This is a genomic window from Mesorhizobium sp. C264A, assembly GCF_040324515.1.
In the GTDB taxonomy this organism is placed as follows: domain Bacteria; phylum Pseudomonadota; class Alphaproteobacteria; order Rhizobiales; family Rhizobiaceae; genus Mesorhizobium.
The window spans coordinates 983,605-1,004,293 of record NZ_JAMYVY010000001.1 but is presented as its reverse complement, the minus strand read 5'-3'; the positions used below and the strand labels follow the sequence as shown (position 1 = coordinate 1,004,293).

General features: G+C 63.9%; 21 protein-coding genes, 1 pseudogene and 1 riboswitch. Of the genes and pseudogenes, 11 read left to right on the top strand and 11 right to left on the bottom strand.

Annotated elements, in window-relative coordinates; genetic code table 11:
- Window positions 1–5: 5 nt before the first annotated feature.
- Both NKL04_RS04880 and cobD read right to left on the bottom strand, forming a co-directional pair.
- The gene (locus tag NKL04_RS04880; RefSeq protein ID WP_023690280.1) at window positions 6–515 is read right to left on the bottom strand and encodes a tyrosine phosphatase family protein; all 510 of its coding nucleotides are present in this window, start codon (window positions 513–515) and stop codon (window positions 6–8) included.
- Window positions 512–1,567: a threonine-phosphate decarboxylase CobD gene (gene cobD, locus NKL04_RS04875; RefSeq protein ID WP_023700357.1), complete on the bottom strand. Its 1,056-nt coding sequence runs from the start codon at window positions 1,565–1,567 to the stop codon at window positions 512–514. The genes NKL04_RS04880 and cobD overlap by 4 nt, the downstream gene beginning before the upstream one ends.
- Between cobD and cbiB the strand changes: the two genes are divergently transcribed.
- On the top strand, window positions 1,566–2,543 hold the full coding sequence (gene cbiB / locus NKL04_RS04870) for an adenosylcobinamide-phosphate synthase CbiB (protein WP_023700358.1): 978 nt from the start codon (window positions 1,566–1,568) through the stop codon (window positions 2,541–2,543). The two genes, cobD and cbiB, sit on opposite strands and share 2 nt — an antisense overlap.
- Before the next feature lie 156 nt (window positions 2,544–2,699).
- On the opposite strand, the gene cobO is transcribed toward cbiB, so the two are convergent.
- From cobO to NKL04_RS04845, 5 genes are all read right to left on the bottom strand, one after another.
- Window positions 2,700–3,314, bottom strand: a complete 615-nt coding sequence (gene cobO / locus NKL04_RS04865) for a cob(I)yrinic acid a,c-diamide adenosyltransferase (protein WP_023700359.1) — start codon at window positions 3,312–3,314, stop codon at window positions 2,700–2,702.
- A gap of 1 nt (window position 3,315) precedes the next feature.
- Window positions 3,316–3,828 carry a bifunctional adenosylcobinamide kinase/adenosylcobinamide-phosphate guanylyltransferase gene (gene cobU, locus NKL04_RS04860; RefSeq protein ID WP_023700360.1) on the bottom strand — a complete coding sequence of 171 codons (513 nt, stop codon included), beginning with the start codon at window positions 3,826–3,828 and terminating at the stop codon, window positions 3,316–3,318.
- Window positions 3,821–4,621 (bottom strand): CbtA family protein, encoded by an 801-nt coding sequence (locus tag NKL04_RS04855; protein WP_023700361.1) that lies wholly within the window; start codon window positions 4,619–4,621, stop codon window positions 3,821–3,823. The genes cobU and NKL04_RS04855 overlap by 8 nt, the downstream gene beginning before the upstream one ends.
- Before the next feature lie 15 nt (window positions 4,622–4,636).
- Window positions 4,637–4,816 (bottom strand): CbtB domain-containing protein, encoded by a 180-nt coding sequence (locus NKL04_RS04850; RefSeq protein WP_023670784.1) that lies wholly within the window; start codon window positions 4,814–4,816, stop codon window positions 4,637–4,639.
- Window positions 4,817–4,852: 36 nt separating this feature from the next.
- Window positions 4,853–5,049: riboswitch (cobalamin riboswitch) on the bottom strand.
- Window positions 5,050–5,116: 67 nt separating this feature from the next.
- Window positions 5,117–5,809 (bottom strand): gamma-glutamylcyclotransferase, encoded by a 693-nt coding sequence (locus NKL04_RS04845; RefSeq protein WP_031196360.1) that lies wholly within the window; start codon window positions 5,807–5,809, stop codon window positions 5,117–5,119.
- A 135-nt stretch (window positions 5,810–5,944) separates the two neighbouring features.
- On the opposite strand from NKL04_RS04845, the pseudogene NKL04_RS04840 reads away from it, so the two are divergent.
- Window positions 5,945–7,119, top strand: a pseudogene (locus NKL04_RS04840) (aromatic ring-hydroxylating oxygenase subunit alpha).
- A 7-nt stretch (window positions 7,120–7,126) separates the two neighbouring features.
- Here NKL04_RS04840 and NKL04_RS04835 read toward each other — a convergent pair.
- Window positions 7,127–8,326, bottom strand: a complete 1,200-nt coding sequence (locus tag NKL04_RS04835) for an MFS transporter (protein WP_023700363.1) — start codon at window positions 8,324–8,326, stop codon at window positions 7,127–7,129.
- 233 nt (window positions 8,327–8,559) lie between these two features.
- Between NKL04_RS04835 and NKL04_RS04830 the strand changes: the two genes are divergently transcribed.
- Both NKL04_RS04830 and NKL04_RS04825 read left to right on the top strand, forming a co-directional pair.
- The gene (locus NKL04_RS04830) at window positions 8,560–9,570 is read left to right on the top strand and encodes an acetyltransferase domain-containing protein (RefSeq protein ID WP_352723350.1); all 1,011 of its coding nucleotides are present in this window, start codon (window positions 8,560–8,562) and stop codon (window positions 9,568–9,570) included.
- Window positions 9,567–10,073 carry a methyltransferase family protein gene (locus tag NKL04_RS04825; protein ID WP_352723347.1) on the top strand — a complete coding sequence of 169 codons (507 nt, stop codon included), beginning with the start codon at window positions 9,567–9,569 and terminating at the stop codon, window positions 10,071–10,073. Before NKL04_RS04830 ends, NKL04_RS04825 begins: the two co-directional genes overlap by 4 nt.
- Window positions 10,074–10,383: 310 nt before the next feature.
- Here NKL04_RS04825 and NKL04_RS04820 read toward each other — a convergent pair whose 3' ends face one another.
- Complete coding sequence (locus tag NKL04_RS04820; protein ID WP_023685221.1) at window positions 10,384–10,770, bottom strand: MerR family transcriptional regulator; 387 nt, start codon at window positions 10,768–10,770, stop codon at window positions 10,384–10,386.
- A gap of 158 nt (window positions 10,771–10,928) precedes the next feature.
- On the bottom strand, window positions 10,929–12,347 hold the full coding sequence (gene mgtE / locus NKL04_RS04815; RefSeq protein WP_023700365.1) for a magnesium transporter: 1,419 nt from the start codon (window positions 12,345–12,347) through the stop codon (window positions 10,929–10,931).
- Window positions 12,348–12,660: 313 nt separating this feature from the next.
- Between mgtE and NKL04_RS04810 the strand changes: the two genes are divergently transcribed.
- The 5 genes from NKL04_RS04810 to sucD all read left to right on the top strand — a co-directional run bounded on the left by NKL04_RS04810 (window position 12,661) and on the right by sucD (window position 17,719).
- Window positions 12,661–13,281, top strand: a complete 621-nt coding sequence (locus NKL04_RS04810; protein ID WP_031203282.1) for a response regulator transcription factor — start codon at window positions 12,661–12,663, stop codon at window positions 13,279–13,281.
- 145 nt (window positions 13,282–13,426) lie between these two features.
- Window positions 13,427–14,617: an aminotransferase class V-fold PLP-dependent enzyme gene (locus NKL04_RS04805; protein WP_023700366.1), complete on the top strand. Its 1,191-nt coding sequence runs from the start codon at window positions 13,427–13,429 to the stop codon at window positions 14,615–14,617.
- Window positions 14,618–14,627: 10 nt separating this feature from the next.
- The gene (locus NKL04_RS04800) at window positions 14,628–15,602 is read left to right on the top strand and encodes an HpcH/HpaI aldolase/citrate lyase family protein (RefSeq protein ID WP_023690973.1); all 975 of its coding nucleotides are present in this window, start codon (window positions 14,628–14,630) and stop codon (window positions 15,600–15,602) included.
- Window positions 15,603–15,620: 18 nt separating this feature from the next.
- Complete coding sequence (locus NKL04_RS04795; RefSeq protein ID WP_023700367.1) at window positions 15,621–16,805, top strand: malate--CoA ligase subunit beta; 1,185 nt, start codon at window positions 15,621–15,623, stop codon at window positions 16,803–16,805.
- Between the two features lie 14 nt (window positions 16,806–16,819).
- Window positions 16,820–17,719 (top strand): succinate--CoA ligase subunit alpha, encoded by a 900-nt coding sequence (gene sucD / locus NKL04_RS04790; RefSeq protein ID WP_023700368.1) that lies wholly within the window; start codon window positions 16,820–16,822, stop codon window positions 17,717–17,719.
- Window positions 17,720–17,746: 27 nt separating this feature from the next.
- On the opposite strand, the gene NKL04_RS04785 is transcribed toward sucD, so the two are convergent.
- Entirely contained in the window at window positions 17,747–18,679 is a 933-nt protein-coding gene (locus NKL04_RS04785; protein WP_023685215.1) for a TauD/TfdA dioxygenase family protein, read from the bottom strand.
- A 399-nt stretch (window positions 18,680–19,078) separates the two neighbouring features.
- Here NKL04_RS04785 and NKL04_RS04780 point away from each other — a divergent pair, with 399 nt between their 5' ends.
- The gene (locus tag NKL04_RS04780) at window positions 19,079–20,158 is read left to right on the top strand and encodes a sensor histidine kinase (protein ID WP_023685214.1); all 1,080 of its coding nucleotides are present in this window, start codon (window positions 19,079–19,081) and stop codon (window positions 20,156–20,158) included.
- A 235-nt stretch (window positions 20,159–20,393) separates the two neighbouring features.
- Window positions 20,394–20,627: a GcrA family cell cycle regulator gene (locus NKL04_RS04775; protein ID WP_081726058.1), complete on the top strand. Its 234-nt coding sequence runs from the start codon at window positions 20,394–20,396 to the stop codon at window positions 20,625–20,627.
- Window positions 20,628–20,689: the final 62 nt, after the last annotated feature.

Below are 20,689 nucleotides of genomic sequence, written 5' to 3'. Positions count from 1 at the left end.
CCGCCTTAGCCGTCGATCTTCAACACGAAAGGCGTACCCTCAAAAGCATCGGCGCCGCGTCCGATCGCCTCGATCGCTTCGATCATGCGGCCTTGTCGTGAGAGCAGAGCATCCGCGACGGCGATCAACCGTGGATTGGGTGTCGCCGAGGGCGAAAGCTTCCGCAATGTCTGCGCAAGTTCGACTTCGTCGCGCTTCGGGGCGAGCGCCGCCGCAATGATATAGGCCGAGGCGGTCGAGCGGCTGATGCCGGCATAGCAATGGACGACCATGGGTTTGGCGCGGTCCCATTTCCGGGCGAAATCGAGCAGATTGCGCACATGGCCTTCGCCGGGCATGGTCATGCCGTCCTGCGCCACCGCGATGTCGTGCATGACCAGATGCAGGTGGTTTTCCCTCGCGATTGAGGCCGGCCGCGTCACCTCGGTGCCGGCAGCGAGCAGCGACAGCACGCGCTCGGCGCCGCTTTTGGCCACCGTCTCCTCAAGCTTTGCCAGCGAACAGATATGGATCATGGCGCGATCTCCTTCGACCCATCGTCGCGCCGTGCGTGCCAGTCGGCAAGCGCCGATTCGAGCCGCTGCCATTCCTCCTGACTTCCAGGCAGCCCCGCGCGGAGCACCTGGGGACGCTCGGAAAAATGCCTGAGCAATATGCCGCGCTCACCGAGCGTCGAAAACAGCCCCGGTGCATCGGCAAGCCGGAGATAGCGAAACAGCGTCGTGCCGCCGGCGACAGCAACGCCAAAGCGCGAAAGCAGCGCATCGAGCCGCGCCGCATCCTGCGCCAGCCGCCGCCGCATGTCGGCCTGCCAGCCGCTGTCGGCAAGCGCGCGGATGCCGTATTCGAGCGCTGGGCCGGCGACCGCCCAAGGGCCGAATTGCGTTTCAAGCCTTTCGACCGTCACGGCATCGGAAAGTGCGAAGCCGAGCCGCAGGCCGGCGAGACCGAAGAATTTGCCAAACGAGCGCAGCACGACGATGCCGCCCCGCCCGACATCGCCGGCCAGGCTTTCCGCGTGCGGGCCGACATCCATGAAGGCTTCGTCGACGACCAGCAGACCGCCTATGGCGCGCAATGTCTCGGCAAGCCGAAGCAGCCTTTCCCGCGACACGACTCGCCCGTCGGGATTGTTGGGATTGACGACGATCGCAATTTCGGCTCCGGCAAGCGCCTCGAAATCGTCGACCTCCGCCACCGCATGGCCGGCAATCGCGGCGGCCCTGGCATGCTCGGCATAGGTCGGCCCGAGCACCAGCGCTTTGCCGGGGCTGACCAGCGAGGCGACGCGCGGCAGCAGGATCTGCGTGCCCGGGGCGACCGCCACATTCTCGGCCGAAGGCGCGCCATAGGCGCCGGCCGCGACCCTGGCCAGCTCACGCAGGCGCGCGGCCTCCGGCAATCGTGACAGGGCGGTGGCGGGCAGCTCGAAAAGCGGGTAGGAGTGCGGATTGATACCTGTCGAGAGATCGATGAAAGGTTGTGGCGCGTGAGGGAAGAGCGCCCTCGCCCGGCCAAGGGATCCACCGTGATCCACCACAGTAATCGCTCCATCAGAAAGCTTCATGTCGATCCTGATCGCTTTCCTGTCGCTCGCCATCGAACGCATCCTGGGTTACCCGGACTGGGTGTTCCGTGCCGTCGGCCATCCCGTCACCTGGTTCGGCAGGCTGATAGCCTTTCTCGACCTCAGGCTCAACCGCGACACTGATTCCGACGCGCTGCGTCGCCGCCGCGGCGTGCAGGCGCTGCTGGTGATCGTGCTGGTGCCGGCGGCAATCGCCTTCATCGTGCAAATCCTGCTCTGGCAGCTCTTTCCTGCCGGCATGATCATCACGGCAATCCTGGCCTCGTCGCTGCTGTCGCAAAAGAGCCTTACCGAACATGTCGAGGCGGTGGCCGATTCGCTGGATACCGGCGGGCTGGCGCTCGGCCGCATTGCGGTTGCGCGCATCGTCGGTCGCGATCCAGAGAAGCTCGACCATGCCGGCGTCAGCCGCGCCGCCATCGAAAGCCTGGCCGAGAATTTCTCCGACGGCATCGTTGCGCCCGCCTTCTGGACAGGTGTCTGCGGTCTGGCCGGCGGCGTGGCCTACAAGGCCGCCAACACCGCCGATTCGATGATCGGCCACCGCACCCCGCACCACGAGGCCTTCGGCCGCGCGGCAGCACTCTTCGACGACTGGATCAACCTGCCGGCGTCCCGGCTGACCGCGTTGCTGATCGTTGCCGCCGCCTTTCTCGTTGACGGCGCCGATCCCCGCAACGCCTGGCAAGCAGTGCGGCGCGACGCCAAAAAGCACCGCTCGCCCAATGCCGGCTGGCCGGAAGCGGCAATGGCCGGCGCACTCGGCCTGGCGCTCGCCGGCCCGCGCAGCTATGGCGGCGTCATCATCGAGGACGCCTATATGGGCGAAGGCGGTAGGCGCGCGGCGGAAAGCCAGGACATCAGGCAGGCGCTGAAATTGTACCAGGTGGCGGACTATCTGCTGATTGGGCTGTTCGGGTTGCTGTCGGCGGTGCTTATCGCGGTGACGTTCTGAGAGCTTACCGTCGCCCTTCCTTTACCCTCCCCCTTGTGGGGAGGGTCGGCGCGAAGCGCCGGGGTGGGGGACTGCGACCTACGAGAACCCCCACCCCGATCCGCTTCGCGGATCGACCCTCCCACAAGGGGGAGGGTAAAAGGTGAGGATAGCCCCTCAGAACTCGATCCCCTGCTGCGCCTTCACGCCGGCCGAAAAATGATGCTTGGTCACGCCCATCTCCGTCACCAGATCCGCCGCCTCGACCAGCGCCGGCTTGGCGTTGCGGCCGGTGACGACGACATGCAGACCTTCGCGCCGCGCTTTCAGCGCCGCCACCACTCTGTCGAGATCGAGATAGTCGTAACGCAGCGCGATGTTCAGTTCGTCCAGCACGACGAGGCTGATCGAGGGATCGGCGATCAACTCCAGTGCCTTGGCCCAGGCGGCTTCGGCCGCCTTAATGTCGCGCTTCAGATCCTGCGTCTCCCAGGTGAAACCCTCGCCCATCGTGTGCCAGACGACGCGGCCGCCAAACGCCGCGAAGGCATCCTTTTCGCCGGTGTGCCATTTGCCCTTGATGAACTGGACGATTCCGACGCGCTTGCCATAGCCGAGCATGCGCAGCGCCAGCCCGAAGGCAGCCGTGGTCTTGCCCTTGCCGGGTCCGGTGTTGACGATCAGCAGCCCCTTCTCGACCGTCTTTTCCGCGACCTCGGCGTCCTGCACCGACTTGCGCTTGGCCATCTTGGCGCGATGGCGCTCTTCGTCTTTTGTGTCGATATCGGTCATCTCATTTCACCTTGAGCGGCAGCCCCGCCACCATCAGAAGCACCATATCAGCTACGACCGCGATCTGCTGGTTGAGCCGGCCGGCGGCATCGCGGAACCGGCGTGCCAGCGCATTGTCGGGCACGATGCCTTGTCCGACTTCGTTGGAGACCACGAACCACGGTCCGCGCGGCCGCGAAAGCACATCGGCCAGCCGCCGGCACTCCCCCTCTAGATCATGATCGGCCAGCATATGATTGGTCAGCCACAGCGTCAGGCAGTCGACAAGCACCGGCTGGTTGTCCGGCAGCGCCTCAAGTGCACCGGCAAGATCAAGCGGGGCGTCGATGGTCGCCCACCCCTCGCCGCGGCGCGAGCGGTGCTGCGCGATGCGCTCGCGCATTTCGCCGTCATAGGCTTGCGCGGTGGCGATATAAGCCCATGGCGGCGGCAACGCCGTCGCCAAACTTTCGGCATGCACGCTCTTGCCGGAGCGCGCACCGCCGATGATGAAGGTCAAACTGCGATCAGGCAAAGCTGTCGCGCAGGCTGGTCGCGGTGCCGGTGAAGCGCGCGCGCACTATGCCGACAACTGCGCCGAGCACCACCCAGAACACCAGATTGGTCAGCGTCACCGCCACCACGAACTGATGATGCAGGCCCTCCGGGATCGGCGTTACAAAACTGTCAGGCTGCGGCGCGCCGACAATATGCGGGGCGACGATCAGGACGACGGCGAGCACGGTCAGGGGCGCCGACGTGCGGAAGGTGATAAGGGCAAGACCGATCGCCGTTGCCATCACCGTTGCCCACCACCAGATCTGGCGCTGCATGAGATCGGCCGCCGGCATTGCCGGCAGTTCCGGCGGTAGGCCGAGTCCCGGCGCCAGCGTGAACACGGCAAAGCCGGCCAGACCCCAGAACACGCCCTGGCGCCAGCTGCCGATGCCGCCGGCGAACTCGGAAACCGCCACCAGGACCAGCGCGAAGCCGATGCCGGTGACGATATTGGCGACGACACTGAAGGCGAAGCGCTCGAAGCCGTCGGCCGGCGCCCAGCCTTCGTCCTCCGCCGGCGCGGCTGCTTCAGCCGGGGCTGCGCTGCTCACGGCATTTTCCGCCGGCGCGGCGGTGCTCATGGCATTGGTGTCCGCAGCGTTGGCGGCGGGCGCCGCGGCATGCTCATGCTCATGGCCACCAGCCCTTTCGTAGACCTCCGCCTTGAGGATCAGCGGCACGGTGGCGTAGGCCTGCATGCAGGCGAGAGCGACACCGGCCACGAGCCCTGCGATCGCCGCGATGAACACGACGTTGCGAAACAGGTTCATGATGTCAGATCCTCGTCAGTGGCAGGGAAACGCCATCGAATGGCGATAGTCGTGCGCCGCATTGTGGACCGCATCGATGTGCGAGAAACCGACAACGCCGACGACGAAAATGCCCAGAAACGCGCTAAGCACGAGCTGCATGAAGCGCGACTGCGAGGAGACGGAAGCGCCGAGGGAGACGGAAGCGGTATTCATATCTTGTCCTTTCGCCCTCCACCCGAGGGCATCGAAGTCAGTTCCCTGTCGCCGGCAGGTCTCCTGGCTCGCGGATCAGCGCCCTTCCCCACCTTCCCGAAGAAAAAATCCTCAGTGGCTTGGAGAGGACTACCGCACACAGTTGCGGGGGCAGCCACGGCATTGGGCCAACAAGTCAGCCCTCACCGCATTCCCTCTTGGTCCCTAACGGAACCGACGACATGCATGACTATAGGCTGAAACGGCCGCATCCGGCAAACCAAATTCCGCCGGCCAACAGCGCGAATGCGCCATGCGGCGTTACGGGTTCAACGCGGTGATCCGCTCGGCAACCAGCCGCTGCAGCCGCCACAGATGGCGATCGTGAATGCCGCGCTCTTCAAGGTTTTTCACCGTATTGTAGAGATAGTCGGCGCCCGATCCCCAGTGCCCGCAGGACGTGGCCAGCCTTTCGACGACCTTGCCCTCGTCGAGCGGCCCTGAATAGGTCAGGCCGTTGCGGTTGATGACGAAGGCCAATGCCCTGAGCGGTCCGGCCTCGCTTGCAAGCTTCAGCATGCGCGGCCGGTAGCTTGTCGGCTTCAGCGTGACTTCGCGCCGGAAAAGCCGGCCCAACTGCTCGCGCCGGTTATTGTCGGTCAGCCGAAAGGCGACGCCCTTGCATTGTCCGCCACGGTCCAGCGCCATCATCAGGCCGGGGCTGTCCTTGGTGCCGCGCCAGCGCGTCATGTTCATGCAAAAGGACCGATGCCAGCCGCGCGCCAGCGCAACGCGGTCCTCGACATAATCTATTTCCGGTTTCCAGATCAGCGATCCATAGCCGAACAGCCATAGCGGTTCGCTGTCCGGGAGTTCGACCTGCAATTCATCCAGCAGCGCGTCATAGTCGGCTTCATCGAGATGCATCGCGTCCGGATCCGGCCCGGGGTCCCTGATCTCGCGCCAGCAGCGCGCGACCAGCTCCGGCGTAAGCGACATCTGTCGTGCGGCCACTTCCGAATCCCCCCAATTTCCGAATGTCCCGTGTCCACGACATGATTATGCGCCGCGCCTGCAACCGGCAATGCGGCACTCTGATTGACAAACGATTTGCCGGGGTGTCGGCTGACGCTTCATAGGAAGCCAGCCATGCATCCCAGCCCGAGCGAGCGCGACCCCTATAACGGCCTGAGCCGGGCCGAACCGACGCTACCGTCGTCGGCCTATTGGGATAGCGAGGCTTACCAGCGCGATCTCGACGCCATCTGGCACAAAAGCTGGCTGCTCGTCTGCCGCGAGGCCGACCTCGCCCAGCCGCTGGCGTTCAGGACATTCCGCGTCGGCACGCAGGAAATCGTCATTCTGCGGGACGAGACCGGCGAACTGCGCGCCTTCCACAACACTTGCCGGCATCGCGGCTCGCAGCTTTGCCAGAAAAGCGAGGGCCGGCTGAAAGCGCGGCTCATCACGTGCCCCTACCACGCTTGGTCCTACTCGCTGCGCGGCGATCTCGTGCGCGTTCCCTCGAAATCGCTGCCAGATGGTTTCGACAAGGCCGATCATCCGCTCTACCGGGTGGCGCTGTCGGTGTGGCGCGGTTTTGTCATTGTGAACCTTCAGCAGGCTGCGGCCGGCTCCGCCGGGACCTCCTTCGATCCCGCATCCGGCGACCTCGCCAACTGGCCGCTGGAAACGCTGGTATCAGGCCATGTCCTGCGCAAGGTGATGAACTGCAACTGGAAGATCTTCTGGGAGAACTTCAACGAGTGCCTGCATTGCCCGGGCGTCCACAAGGACCTGTCTCGGCTGGTGCCGATTTACGGCCGCGGCCTGATGAGCCGGCACGACGACCCCGACTGGGTCCGCCATGCCGACAATGACGCGCCGGAGTTTTCGGGTGGCCTGCGCGCCGGCGCCGAGACCTGGTCGCGCGACGGACATGCCCATGGCCCGGTCTTCCCGGGCCTGACGCCAGCCGAGCGTGCGGCCGGACAGACCTATGCCACCAGCCTGCCCTCGATGTTCATCGTCGGCCATGTCGATTATGTCAGGACGGTGCGACTGATGCCGCTCGGTCCCGAACAGACCGAACTCACCGCCGAATGGCTGTTCGCGCCCGAGGCGCTCGCCGAGACGGACATCGACAATGTCGTCGCCTTCGGCACCCAGGTGCTGAGGAGGATGCCGCGATCTGCGAGATCAACCAGAAAGGCCTGCGCTCCATGCGTCACGCGGCCGGCGTGCTGATGCCGGAGGAGTACGATCTGCACCGCTTCCACAACTGGGTGCGCGAGCGGCATGCAGCGCTTGAGGCAACCGCCTGATCGGCGACTAAAGCGACTTCGGCAGATAGCGCCAGGTGATAAAGCCGCAAACAGCGGCCAGAATGCCCAGCGTCACGAACACCGAGCCGAGGCCGAAAAACGCCAGCACCACCGAATAGACCAGCGGCGGCGTCAGCTCGGAAAAGTCGAGATAGGTGCGGTAGACCGCGGCCATCTGCGCCCGCTCATAGGACCGCACCGAGCGCATGAAGGCGGTCGAGCCCAGTGCATCGAGCGCGATGGTGAAGAAGGCGCCGCAGAGCAGGAAAAAGCCCGTAAGCAGCGGCGCGGTAGTGCCGACCGCGCCCGCCGCAAGCAGCGTCGCCGACATGGCGAAATAGGCGAAGGTCATGGTGCGCCGGCCGCCGAAGCGTTTTCCCGCTTTGCCCCAGAAGATCGCCATGAACAACAGCGCATTGCCGGCCGAAACCAGCAGGCCGCCGGCAAGCTTGCCCTCGCCGGTAATCACCATGAACAGCGGCCCGTAGACGAAGAACGTCGTCCAGAAGCAGGAGCGGCCGAAGGCGATCAGCCAGGCCAGCCTAAGCCTGGGTTGTGCTACGAAGCGGCCGATATTGGCCAGCGGATTGGCCGGCCGTGTCTTGCCCGGCCGGATCGACCGGTTGTCGCCCAGCCTGTAGGTCCAGAACAGCGCCAGCAAGGCCAACGCAAACACCGCGACCGCGCCATGCGCGGCATAGATGCCGTAGCGTGTGTAGAGGAAGATGCCGAGTGTCGGCCCGCCGGTCCAGGCCAGCATCGACCACGCCATGCGCAGCGATTCGGCCTGCATGAAATCGGTCTTGCGGATGTGGTCCATGATGTAGAGGTTGAGCGTGATCGACAGGGCGCTCGCCCCCATGACGCGGCACAGCATGCCTGCCAGTTGCCCGGCAAGCGTGTGGGTGACGAAGAACAGCGAGCCTATCGCCAGCAGGCAGGCGCCGGCGCTATAGACCCAGCGCCGGGCAAACCTGCGGATCAAGATCGGCATGAACAAGGTCACCGACAGGCCGAGCAGCGCCACGATGGTGTAGAGGATCGAGACGATCTGCTCGTTGTGCAGAATCTCATAAGCCTGGATCGGGATGACGCTCGACACCGTGGCACGGGCGAAGGATTCGACCGCATAGAGCGAGGCAAAGGTGCGCGCATCCGCCGGACGCAGGGCCGGAAGCCAGATCGGATGGCGCACATGGGTGGACATTTGATCCCCAAATCAGACTCGCGGCGTCAAATCTGCGCTGGCGCTTCCTCCGCCGGTAACAGGAAACCGACCCCTTCCCGGCAAAAAGCGAATTCGGCCAAAGGCTTTCCGGCTCTGGCCTAAAGCGCCGCCCGATGCAGCCGCACGGCGCGACCCGGAGCGTAGAGGGCGGCCTTCTTTTGTCCGGTGCAACCGTGATAGTCGTCTTTGGGGCTGAATCAGATCGCGAGACCATGAGCATCCATACCGCACCCCCTGGAGATCAACTGAAGCGAGATCAACCGAAGCGCATCGTCGCCATCGATGTCGTACGCGGCATCGCGCTGATCGCCATGGCGAGCTACCACTTCACCTGGGATCTCGAAAATTTCCACTACACCGACCCCGGCCTCACCGCCGTCGGCTGGTGGAAGATCTATGCGCGCTGCATCGCCTCGACCTTCCTGTTCCTGGTCGGCGTCAGCCTGTTTCTCGCGCATGGCAGGCAGATCCGCTGGACCGGCTTCTGGAAACGCTTTGCCATGGTTGCCGTCGCGGCGATGGCAATATCGGCGGTGACGTACTTCATCACGCCGGACAGCTTCATCTTCTTCGGCATCCTGCACGAGATCGCGCTGGCCAGCCTGCTCGGCCTTTTGTTCTTGCGGCTGCCGTCCTTGCTGACGCTTGTCGTGGCGGCGGTGGTGATCGCCGGGCCGATCTATTTCAGATCCGAAGCCTTCGATCATCCGGCGCTGTGGTGGGTCGGCCTGTCGGCGATCAACCCGCGCTCCAACGATTACGTGCCGCTGTTTCCCTGGTTCGGCGCCGTACTTCTCGGCATCGCCGCGGCAAAGTTTGCGTCCACCACTGGCCTGCTGGCGCGGCTGGCCACGCTGGGATCAGGAAGCTGGACCAGGCCGCTCACCTTCATCGGCCGCCACAGCCTGGCTTTTTACCTGATCCACCAGCCGCTGCTGTTCGGCTGCGTCTGGCTGTTCTCGCAGATTGCGCCGGCGCCCGTCGAAACAAGGGAAGTGATCTTCCTCAAGGAATGCCAGGTATCTTGCGAACAGCAGCGCGACACGGAGTTCTGCACCAGCTATTGTGTGTGCATGCTGGACACGCTGCAAAGCGAAGCGGCATTCGACCGGCTCTACAATGGCGACCAGACCCCGGAGTTCAAAGCGCATCTCGGTGAACTCGCCGGCATCTGCACCGCCAAGACGGAGGAGAGTCCGATGACGCAGGGAGGGCAACAATGACCGACAAGCTCACAAAACCCGGGCTGGCAAAACCCGATCTATCGAGACCACGGCTGATCCCGTGGCCGCCGCTGATCTACATCGCCGCCATCGCCATCAGCATCGTGCTCGGCCTGTTCTATCCCCTGCCCTGGATCGGCGACCTCTTGGGCGACCTTTTGTTTGCCGCCGGCTTTGTGGTGCTGTTTGCCGTCGCAGCCCTCTGGTTCACCGCTATCCGCACCATGATCCGGGCCAAAACGACGATGAACCCCAATGGCTTGCCGGAGCATCTGGTGACGTCTGGCCCGTTCGGCGTCACGCGCAACCCGATGTATCTGGCCAACACGCTGCTTTTGATCGGCGTCGCCTTCGTCTCGGGGATCGTATGGTTCCTGCCGCTGGCCCTGATCGCGGCTTTTGCAACGCAGAAGGTCGCCATCGAGAGCGAGGAGAAGGTGCTGTTCGCCAAATTCGGCAAGAAGTACCGCGACTATACGAAGCGGGTGCGCCGGTGGATTTGAGGCGGGTGTGATCGCTGGCAGGGTTCGCATGCCTTGGCGACTAGCCGAACGCCCATCTCTTCGTCATCCACGGGCGGAGCAAGGAGCGTAGCGACGCAGCATAGACCCGAGGATCCATGCCGCGACTCCAGAGCGTTGCTATGGTCCAGAATTCGCTACCGTTGCACTCCACGACCGATGTCACGGAATGGATTCTAGGGCCTCCGCGACGGAGCTTCGCTCCTGCTTCGCCCTAGAATGACGAAGTGTGGAAGGCCTCCGCTAATCGCGAACGTTTGCGACGGGCGCGCGCAAACGCTCGACGGTCCGCTCAGGTATTAACCCCCAGCTCCACCAGCCGCTCGACGCATGACTCCTCAGCCTGGTCGAGCTCCGCCAGCGTCTCCTCGAGATCGCGGCGCTTCTGGCGCAAATCCTCGCGCTTCTCCTCGATGCGCTTGATCATCAGGTTGAGTTGACCGACCTCGCCGGGCGGTTCCTTGTACATCTGGATGATTTCGCGGATTTCGTTGATCGAGAAGCCGAGCCGTTTCCCGCGCATGATCTGGCGGATCAGATGCCGGTCAGATGGGCGAAACAGCCTTGTGCGGCCCCGCCGGACCGGTTGCACCAGCCCCTCGTCCTCATAGAAGCGCAGCGTCCGCGTCGACACGTCGAATTCGCGGGTCAGTTCGGTGATCGAATAATATTCCCGCATCTTTGCTCCAAATGTCGGAACATCGGAAAACGCCCGGTCGCCCGGGATTTCCAACGCATTCCGATCAACCCCGTTCCAAGCCGGACTCGGCATGGAACCCCGCGCAAGCCTCGCACCACATTTACGTAAAAGTCAATTGAACCCGCAACGCCTCTTTCTCAAGGGATAGCGAACCACCAGGTGGCCAGCCCGAGGAAGGCAAAGAAGCCAACGACGTCGGTGACGGTGGTGACGAAAACCGCCGACGCCACCGCCGGGTCGATCTTGAACCGGTCGAGCAATAGCGGGATCAGGATACCGGCAAGGGCTGCCACGAACATGTTGATGATCATCGCCGCCGCGATAATGCCGCCCAGATTGGGATCGCGGAACCAGACGGCCGCGACGATGCCGATCAGCACGGCGAAGATGATGCCGTTGATGGAACCCACGCCCATTTCGCGGCGGATGATGCGGCCGGCATTGTAGATGTCGAGGTCCCTGGTCGCCAGCGCGCGCACCGTGACGGTCATGGTCTGCGAACCGGCATTGCCGCCCATGCCGGCCACGATCGGCATCAGCACGGCCAGTGCCACAATGTGCTCGATGGTGCGGTCGAACAAGCCGATCACCGATGCCGCCAGGAACGCCGTCAACAGGTTGACCAGCAGCCAGGGCACGCGCGAGCGCGAGGTCGAAAGAATGCTGTCGGACAGCTCTTCGTCGCCGACGCCGCCCATGCGCAGCAGATCTTCCTCGGCCTCCTGCTGGATGACGTCGACGACGTCGTCGATGGTCAGCACGCCGACCAGCCGCTCGTTCTCGTCGACGACAGCGGCGGACAGAAGATCGTATTGCTCGAAGTCCCGCGCCGCCTCTTCCTGGTCCATGGTGGCCGGAATGGCGTGCCTCGTCTCGTGCATCACGTCTCCGACCTTGGTCGTGCGCTTGGTGCGCAGGATCTGGTCGAGGTCGATGGCGCCGAGCAACTTGAAGCTTGGATCGATGACGAAGATCTGGCTGAAGCGCTCGGGCAGGTTCTTGTCTTCGCGCATGTAGTCGATGGTCTGGCCTATGGTCCAGAACGGCGGCACGGCGACAAATTCGGTCTGCATGCGGCGACCGGCGGTCTCTTCCGGGTAGTCGAGCGAGCGGCGCAGCCTGATCCGCTCGGTGAACGGCAGCTGCGACAGGATCTCGTCCTGGTCTTCCTTTTCAAGGTCTTCGAGAATGTAGACCGCGTCGTCGGAATCGAGGTCCTGCATGCCCTGGGCAATTTGCTCATTGGGCATATTGTCGACGATATCGCGGCGGATCGCCTCGTCGACCTCGGTCAGAGACGAGAAGTCGAAGTCAGCGCCGAGCAGTTCGACAAGGGCGCGACGCTGTTCGGGGTGCAGGGCCTCCAGCAGATCGCCAAGTTCCGACTGGTGCAGGTCGTCGACTTCGCGCTTCAGCGTCAGCGTATCGCGATCGGCGATCGCCGCCCCGATCTGGGCGAGGAATGATGACAGGACGGCGCCGTCCTCGCCATAGATGTCGGCGTGGGCATCGTCAGCGGCTTTGGCGCCGGTCTTCTGGTCGTCCTGGCGTTCCACCAGCGGCTCCCGCCATGGGAATTTCGGAAAAGGTGCCTGTCAGGTCTAGCGCGCAACGCACGGGAATATCAAACGAAATGCGCCCCGCCCTGCATATGGGGAGAGAGCGATTTCATCAGGATATGACGCCGCCCAGGATTCAGGCGGCGCGACAGCACATGTCGCTGGGGAAAGAGCACCCGAGCACGGTTGGGGCAGAATTGTCATGATGCAGGTCCTGCCATCTGCCGGACCCGCCCAGGCCAGGAACCAGAACAGCCGGAAGCCCTTGAAGATCAGGTCACAGACGCAGAAGGCAATCGAGGAACGGCGCGTGCGCGTGGTCGTCGCCGAACGCAATCCGCTCGTCATATCGGCGCTGCGCGACATGCTGGACTGCGACGGGCGCTTCGATCTCAGGGCCTGCGTGCAAAGCGGCAGGCATTTTCTGGAATTGGCAGCCGAAGCGGAATTCGACGTCGCCGTTATCGGCTGGAAGCTCTCCGACATGGACGGCGCCGATGTGCTGGCCGAGGTTCACAGCCGCAAGCTGGGCGTGCGCATCGCGGTGTTTTCCAACGACCACGACATCGGCATCCTGAAGCAGTGCGTGCGGCTCGGCGCCCAGGGCTACTGCTTCCAGTTCGACGATCCGGCGATCATCTTCGAGACCATCCTGGCCGTCGCGCATGGCCGCATCTGCATCCCCTACATCGACATCAACAAGGTCAACGACACACCCTTGTCGCTGCTCACCGTGCGCGAGCGCGAGCTGCTGGCGGTGCTGTCCGACGGCTGGACCAATCTGCAGATCGCGACGCGCACCGGGATTTCGGAGAACACGGTGAAATACCACCTCAAGAATCTCTACGACAAGCTCGACGTCCGCAACCGGGCGATGGCAGTCGCGCTCTACGCGCGGGAGAGGCGTACCCAGAAGCAGCCGTTGGGGTAGGCGAGCGACTGGCCGCGGGTAGGTCACCCGGGTAGGCAACCCCCACCCGCGCGCGGCAAGATGTTACCCCTTGAGGTGTTGTTGCCATTAGCCGTCGAGACGAAACTCCCCTCACCGCTTTGCTGGATCAGGAGGAGTTCGCGACATGGCCGGTTTCACCCATCTTTTCATTCCCGGACCGACCAACATCCCCGAACAGGTCCGGCAGGCGATGAACCTGCCGATGGAAGACATGCGTGCAGCATCCTTCCCCGATCTCACGCTACCGCTGTTCGAAGACATCAAGACGGTGTTCAAGAACGAGACCGGCCGCGTCTTCATCTATCCCTCCTCCGGCACCGGCGCCTGGGAAGCGGCGATGACCAATGTGCTCAGCCCCGGTGACCGCGTGCTGATGTCGCGCTTCGGCCAGTTCTCGCATCTGTGGGTCGACATGGCCGAACGGCTCGGCTTCGAGGTCGATGTCATCGACTGCGAATGGGGAACCGGCGTGCCGCTCGAGCTCTATGCGGAGCGGCTCAGGGCCGACAAGGCGCACCGCATCAAGGCAATCTTCTGCACGCAGAACGAGACCGCGACCGGCGTTACCAGCGACGTCGCCGGCTGCCGCGCCGCGCTCGATGACGCCAACCACCCTGCTTTGCTCTTCGTCGACGGCGTCTCGTCGATCGGCTCGATCGACTTCCGCCAGGAGGAATGGGGCGTCGATTGCGCCGTCAGCGGCTCGCAGAAGGGTTTCATGCTGCCCGCCGGCCTCGGTTTCCTCTCCGTCAGCAAGAAGGCGCTGGTGGCCTCGCGGAGCGCCACGCACCGCCGCTGCTTCTTCTCCTTCGAGGACATGATCCGCGCCAACGATGCCGGCTACTTCCCTTATACGCCGGCTACACAGCTGCTGCGCGGTCTGCGCGCCTCGCTCGACCTGATCGCCGAGGAAGGGCTGGAAAACATCTTCGCCCGCCACCATCGTCTCGCCGAAGGAGTGCGCAAGGCGGTCGACGCCTGGGGCCTGAAGCTCTGCGCCAAGGCGCCGAAATGGCACTCCGATACGGTCAGCGCCATCCTGGTGCCGGACGGCGTCGACAGCGGCGATGTGGTCAAGCGCGCCTACCAGAAATACCAGACCGCGCTCGGCGGCGGCCTCAACAAGGTGATCGGCAAGGTCTTCCGAATCGGCCATCTCGGCTGGCTGAACGAGGTGATGGTGCTGGCCTCGCTCTCGGCCGCCGAAATGGCGCTGCTCGACTGCGGCGTACGGCTGGCGCCCGGCTCCGGCGTCGGCGCCGCCATCCAGCACTTCCGCGCCTCGGCCGCCGTGCCGGTCGCCGAAGCCGCCTGAGGAGCCGACAATGAGCCACACCATCAACCACCTCAAGAAATTACGGCTGCAGCGCAGCGAGCTGGCGGTTCCAGGCTCCAGCCCGGAAATGATCGACAAGGCGGCCAACAGCGCCGCCGACTTCATCTTCCTCGACATCGAGGATGCGGTCGCCCCGCCCGACAAGGAACGCGCCCGCAAGAACATCATCCAGGCGCTCAACGACATCGACTGGCGCGCCAAGGGCAAGACCGTCTCGGTGCGCATCAACGGCCTCGACACGCACTACATGTACCGCGACGTGGTTGACGTCATGGAGCAGGCCGGTGACCGGCTGGACACCATTTTGGTGCCGAAGGTCGGCGTGCCGGCCGACCTCTACATGGTCGAGGCCATGGTCAACCAGATCGAGATGGCAAAGGGTTTCAGGACCCGCGTCGGCCTCGAAGCGCTGATCGAGACCGCGCTCGGCATGGCCAATGTCGAGGCGATTGCCGCGACACCCGGCCGGCTGGAAGCCATGCATTTCGGCGTCGCCGACTATGCGGCAAGCTGCAAGGCGCGCACGGTCAACATCGGCGGCCTCAACCCCGACTATCCCGGCGATCAGTGGCATTTCGCTCTGTCGCGCATGACCGTCGCCTGCCGCGCCTATGGCTTGCGCGCCATTGACGGGCCGTTCGGCGACTTCTCCGATCCGGAGGGCTACATCGCTGGCGCCAGGCGCGCGGCGGCGCTGGGCATCGAAGGCAAGTGGGCGATCCACCCCTCGCAGATCGCGCTTGCCAACGACGTCTTCTCTCCACCGGAAAAAGAGGTCACCCGCGCCCGGCGCATCCTCGAAGTGCTGAAGGAGGCGGAGGCGCAGGGCAAGGGCGCGGCCGCCCTCGACGGCAAGATGATCGACGCAGCGTCGGAACGCATGGCGCGCAATGTTCTGGTGGTCAACGAGGCAATCGAACGCGCCGGTCAATTCTCTAGTGAGCCGCGCGTCGCCACGCATTGACCGTTCAGGGAGGACAAAATGGACATCCACGAATATCAGGCCAAGGAACTGCTGGCACGCCACGGCGTGCATGTGCCGCGCGGCGGGCTGGCCTACAGCCCCGAGCAGGCAACCTACAGGGCGCGCGAGATCGGCGGCAGCAAATGGGTGCTGAAGGCGCAGGTGCATTCCGGCGCCCGCGGCAAGGCCGGCGGCATCAAGCTATGCGCCAATGACGAGGAAATCTCCGACGCCGCCGAAGCCATGCTCGGCCGCAAGCTGGTGACACAGCAGACCGGCCCGCGCGGCAAGCTGATTTCGCGCCTCTATCTCGAGGAAGCCGTCGACATAGCGCAGGAGCTCTATGTCGGCTTCGTCCTCGACCGCAAGGAAGAGCGCGTCATGATCGTGGCTTCGGCTGCCGGCGGCATGGAGATCGAGGACATCGTCGAAAAGGCGCCGAACTCCATCCTGCGCACATCGGTCGATCCCGGCGTCGGCATGCAGCGTTTCCAGGCGCGCGAAATCGCCTTCGGGCTCGGCCTCGACCACAATCTGATCGGCAAGGCGACCGAGACCATCTTCAGCTGCTACCAGGTGTTTCGCGACTACGACGCCTCGATGCTGGAGATCAATCCGCTGGTGGTGACCCGCGACGGCAATTTGATCGCGCTCGACGCCAAAATGTCGTTCGACGAGAACGCGTTGTTCCGACGGCCGGAAATCTCCGAGCTGCGCGACAAAAGCCAGGAAGATCCGCGCGAAACCTTCGCCAGCGATCGCGGCCTCTCCTATGTCGGCCTCGACGGCAACATCGGCTGCATCATCAATGGCGCAGGGCTCGCCATGGCGACCATGGACATGATCAAGATCGCCGGCGGCGAACCGGCCAACTTCCTCGACATCGGTGGCGGCGCCTCGCCCGAGCGGGTGGCGAAATCCTTCCGCGCCGTGCTCGGCGACAAGAATGTCGAGACCATCCTGGTCAACATCTTCGCCGGCATCAACCGCTGCGACTGGGTCGCCGAAGGCGTCATCAAGGCGATCCGCGAGGTCGGCGTCAACGTGCCGCTGGTGGTCCGTCTCTCCGGCACCAGGGCCGAGGAAGGCCGCCGCATCCTGGCTGATTCCGGCGAGGCGGTGATCGTTGCCGGCACGCTTGCAGAAGCCGCCGAAAAAGCCGTCGCCGCATGGCGCGCGGCCACCAAGAAAAAAGCAGCCTGAGGGAGGTCGAGAAAATGGCAATCCTGCTCAACCGCAGCACCCGCGTCATCGTCCAGGGGTTCACCGGCAAGATCGGCAGCTTCCATGCCGACGACATGAAACGCTATGGCACCAAGCTGGTCGGCGGCGTCACCCCCGGCAAAGGCGGCCAGAAGCATCTCGGCCTGCCTGTCTTCAACACGGTCAAGGGCGCGGTGCGCGAGACCCGCGCCGAGGCCAGCATCGTCTTCGTGCCGCCGCCCTTTGCCGCCGATTCCATCATGGAAGCGGCCGACGCCGGCATAAAACTCTGCGTCTGCATCACCGACGGCATCCCGTCGCAGGACATGATGCAGGTCAAGCGCTACATGCTGCGCTACCGCTACGAGGACCGCATGCGGCTAATCGGCCCGAACTGCGCCGGCGTCATCACGCCCGGACAGGCGCTGATGGGCATCATGCGCGGCAGCATCTATCTGCCTGGCCGCGTCGGCATTGTCGGCCGCTCCGGAACCCTGGGCTACGAGGCGGCGTCGCAGATGAAGTCGCTCGGCATCGGCGTCTCGACCAGCGTCGGCATTGGCGGCGACCCGATCAACGGCTCGTCCTTCAAGGACACGCTGAAACTGTTCGAACAGGATGACGACACCGACGCGGTGGTGATGATCGGCGAGATCGGCGGACCGCAGGAAGCCGAAGCCGCGATCTGGGCGCGCGATAATATGCGCAAGCCCCTGATCGCCTACATCGCCGGCCTCTCCGCCCCCAAAGGCCGCCGCATGGGCCACGCCGGCGCCATCATCTCGGCCTTCGGCGAGTCGGCGCAGGAAAAGGTGGAGATCCTCAAGGACGCCGGGGTGATCATCGTGCCGACGCCGTCGTCGTTTGGTGAGGTGGTTGCAGAGACGCTGGCGGGGATGAAGAAGGCCGCCTGAACAGCGGCCTTCGCGTTCGACCGCGCCTCATGCTGCCTTGTCGGCTGCCGGCTTCGCGACCTTGGTGCGGGTGGCGCTGCGGCGGCCGTCGACGCTGACCGGAATGTCGCCGTCGACCGTGGCGCGACGCACCACCCGGTGCTGGTCGCCGTAATCGTTGACGGCGTAGTGCTGCGTCGCGCGGTTATCCCAGATCGCCACATCGCCGGCCTTCCAGCGCCAGCGCACGGTGTTCTCCGGCGCCGTGACATAGGACTGGAACACCTCGTAGAGCTTCGCCGAATCGCTTTTGGAAAGACCGATCAGCCGTTGCACGAAATTGCCGAGCAGCAGCGAGCGCTCGCCTGTTTCGGGATGGACGCGGACAACGGGATGCTCGGTCTCGTAGATCGTCGAGGTGAAGATTTCCTCGAAGTGCTTCTTTTCCGCGGCGCTCGCACGCGGCCGCACCGCGGCGTAATCGTAGGCGTTGCTGTGCACCGCCCAGAGATTGTCGGCCAGCAGCTTCAACGGCTCGGGCAGGTCCTGATAGGCGGCCGCGGTGTTCGACCAGATGGTGTCGCCGCCGGCCGGCGGTATGACGACGCCGCGAAGAACGGAGAATTTCGGATAGGCGTCGACGAAGGTGACATCGGTATGCCATTGGTCGGCGCGACCGCCGCCACGGCTGGAATCGAGTTCGAGAATGGACGCCGTTCCCTTGACGGGACCTTGGGTCGGATGCGGGACGAGGTCGCCGAGACGCTGGGCAAAGCGCTCCTGCTCGGCATCGTCGAGATGCGCCTGGTCGCGGAAGAACACCACCTTGTGCCGCAACAGGATCTGGTTGATCGCCGCGACCGTCTGCTGCGGCAGGTCGCCGGAGAGCCGAATGTTCCTGATCTCTGCGCCGACGCGTCCGGTAAGCGGGACAATATCGGCATCCGGGATGATCTGCTCTACGGGGGTAAGTCTGGTCATGGGAACCTCTTCCTCTAAAGCCGCGGGCTGGTGGCAATGCTCCGCCGTCTGCCGGCCGCATAGCGATCGGCGGAGCAACTCCCTCATCGGGAGCCGACTTGCTTGGCAACGAGAGCACTGATCTCAACTCAGGAGGCGAAGGCCGCCAAGGCTTGCGAGCAGTACCGAGATCCCATTCAAAGCATAATTCTACAAATTCCATAGACATTTCTTTTCAAAGTTCGGCGGCCCTGAGAAAAATGCCTTCTGTCCAATTCGTTCGTGAGCGGCAGGCGGTGGAGCGCTGCGCGACGCGGCCCGCACCAGTAGTGACGCTGTCGTATCCCCTTCGATATTGGAGATGGCGGGTGAATTGCATGCCTGATATTGATGGCTTCCACGCATCACGCAGGCGCCGAGATGACAGACTCCGATAAGGCTGACGCTGTCGAGCAATTGCTCGATACGCCTGACCTCGCCACCGCGCTGGAAAGCGACCAGTTCAAGAAATTTCTCGACCAGATGCCGATCGCGATCGCCGTCTCGGAATTGATCGCGAAGGAACGTGTCGTCTACGCCAATCCCGAATTCGAGAAGCTCTCGGACCTCAAGGCGCCGAAGCTTGCGCGGGAAAACTGGGCGGCCCTTTCCGGCAGGGGGCTTCATCGGCAGAAGGACAGGCCGCTCGCCGAGGCTGTCGTTGAAGACACCGATTTCGTCGGCACGTTTCGCCTCGAGCGCGGCGAGGACAAGCCGGCAATCGTCGACGTTTATTCCAACGTTATCGAGGACGACAACGGCAAGCTCTGCTTCCGGCTGGTGGCGCTTGTCGACGTCACGGCACACGGTGAGACCGAGGACGCGCGACCCGCGGAGGAGCTCATCCGGGAGAAGGACACCCTGTTGCGCGAACTGCAGCATCGGGTGAAAAACAATCTGCAGATGATCACCGCTTTGATCCGGATGGAAACCCGCAACGCCACCGAACCGGACCAGAAGCGTTTCGAAAGGCTTGCCGGCCGGGTAGACGCATTGGCAATCCTCTACCAGACATTGTCGGCTGACCAGCAGAAGGATGAGGTGGATCTTGGCGTGTACCTTAGCCAGATCGCGTCCGCCGTCATGGCGTCGCACGCAGTCGAAGGTATCCGCCTCGACCTTAAGGTGGATACCTATCCGGTATCCATCAACGTTGCCATGCCGACAGGCCTGGTCGTCAATGAGTTGCTGACCAACGCTCTCAAACATGCATTCGTCGGGCGCGATGGCGGCACGATCACGCTGCACAGCGTCGTCAGCGGCGATGGTTGCCGGGTGACTGTCGCCGATGATGGGATCGGTCTGCCGACGGGTGAGACCTGGCCCAGGCCCGGCAAGCTCGGCTCCTTGATCGCGCGGTCGCTGACCGAAAATGCCAAGGCGCAATTCGACGTCAAGTCGAGTGCCGGCGAGGGAACCAGGGTCACCATCGTCTTCAAGCGATCGGCGGCGACGGACTGAGGCTATGCAACGGCGCGCCGGCAAATCCCGGCCGGACAGGTGCTTCGGGCGCTCGCGGGTGTGGCCTTAAGTCGCAAACGATTTGGCTGCAGAAGCGGGGCGCCGGGCTTCTTTGACGGTGCTATCAGCACCATATGTGGTCCACAGCCCTCCAAAACGAGAGAAGCTCGCTCCGACCGGTCGCATCGCGGCCGTCAGCCGGCAATGGCTATGAACCAGGAAACTGAAAACCATCATGCGTGAAAATATCAGACCAGCGTCGAGAGACGTCCCCCTCATTCAGCTAGGCCTGCACCAGTGCCGCTTCCCGGTGAGCGAAGACCGGTCGGTACCCGGTGGTTACCGGTTTTGTGCCGGGCCGACGTCGCCGGATCGCGTCTACTGCGATCACCACCACACCGTCGTGACGGCCGTTGACCCTCGTCGAGCCCGTCCGGGTCTCCATTTCCCGCAACGACGCGCCGCTTAGGTCAACCACATCCCCTGCCCCGCCACCGGCAAAGCCGGGGACTCAGGTGCAGGAGGCTGGCC

Bases quoted from the DNA above. Each gene is read 5' to 3' on its own strand.
- NKL04_RS04880 (WP_023690280.1), bottom strand. From the start codon at position 515: ATGATCCATATCTGTTCGCTGGCAAAGCTTGAGGAGACGGTGGCCAAA.
- cbiB (WP_023700358.1), top strand. From the start codon at position 1,566: ATGTCGATCCTGATCGCTTTCCTGTCGCTCGCCATCGAACGCATCCTG.
- cobD (WP_023700357.1), bottom strand. From the start codon at position 1,567: ATGAAGCTTTCTGATGGAGCGATTACTGTGGTGGATCACGGTGGATCC.
- cobO (WP_023700359.1), bottom strand. From the start codon at position 3,314: ATGACCGATATCGACACAAAAGACGAAGAGCGCCATCGCGCCAAGATG.
- NKL04_RS04855 (WP_023700361.1), bottom strand. From the start codon at position 4,621: ATGAACCTGTTTCGCAACGTCGTGTTCATCGCGGCGATCGCAGGGCTC.
- NKL04_RS04850 (WP_023670784.1), bottom strand. From the start codon at position 4,816: ATGAATACCGCTTCCGTCTCCCTCGGCGCTTCCGTCTCCTCGCAGTCG.
- NKL04_RS04835 (WP_023700363.1), bottom strand. From the start codon at position 8,326: ATGTCCACCCATGTGCGCCATCCGATCTGGCTTCCGGCCCTGCGTCCG.
- NKL04_RS04830 (WP_352723350.1), top strand. From the start codon at position 8,560: ATGAGCATCCATACCGCACCCCCTGGAGATCAACTGAAGCGAGATCAA.
- NKL04_RS04825 (WP_352723347.1), top strand. From the start codon at position 9,567: ATGACCGACAAGCTCACAAAACCCGGGCTGGCAAAACCCGATCTATCG.
- NKL04_RS04820 (WP_023685221.1), bottom strand. From the start codon at position 10,770: ATGCGGGAATATTATTCGATCACCGAACTGACCCGCGAATTCGACGTG.
- NKL04_RS04805 (WP_023700366.1), top strand. From the start codon at position 13,427: ATGGCCGGTTTCACCCATCTTTTCATTCCCGGACCGACCAACATCCCC.
- NKL04_RS04800 (WP_023690973.1), top strand. From the start codon at position 14,628: ATGAGCCACACCATCAACCACCTCAAGAAATTACGGCTGCAGCGCAGC.
- NKL04_RS04795 (WP_023700367.1), top strand. From the start codon at position 15,621: ATGGACATCCACGAATATCAGGCCAAGGAACTGCTGGCACGCCACGGC.
- sucD (WP_023700368.1), top strand. From the start codon at position 16,820: ATGGCAATCCTGCTCAACCGCAGCACCCGCGTCATCGTCCAGGGGTTC.
- NKL04_RS04785 (WP_023685215.1), bottom strand. From the start codon at position 18,679: ATGACCAGACTTACCCCCGTAGAGCAGATCATCCCGGATGCCGATATT.
- NKL04_RS04780 (WP_023685214.1), top strand. From the start codon at position 19,079: ATGACAGACTCCGATAAGGCTGACGCTGTCGAGCAATTGCTCGATACG.
- NKL04_RS04775 (WP_081726058.1), top strand. From the start codon at position 20,394: ATGCGTGAAAATATCAGACCAGCGTCGAGAGACGTCCCCCTCATTCAG.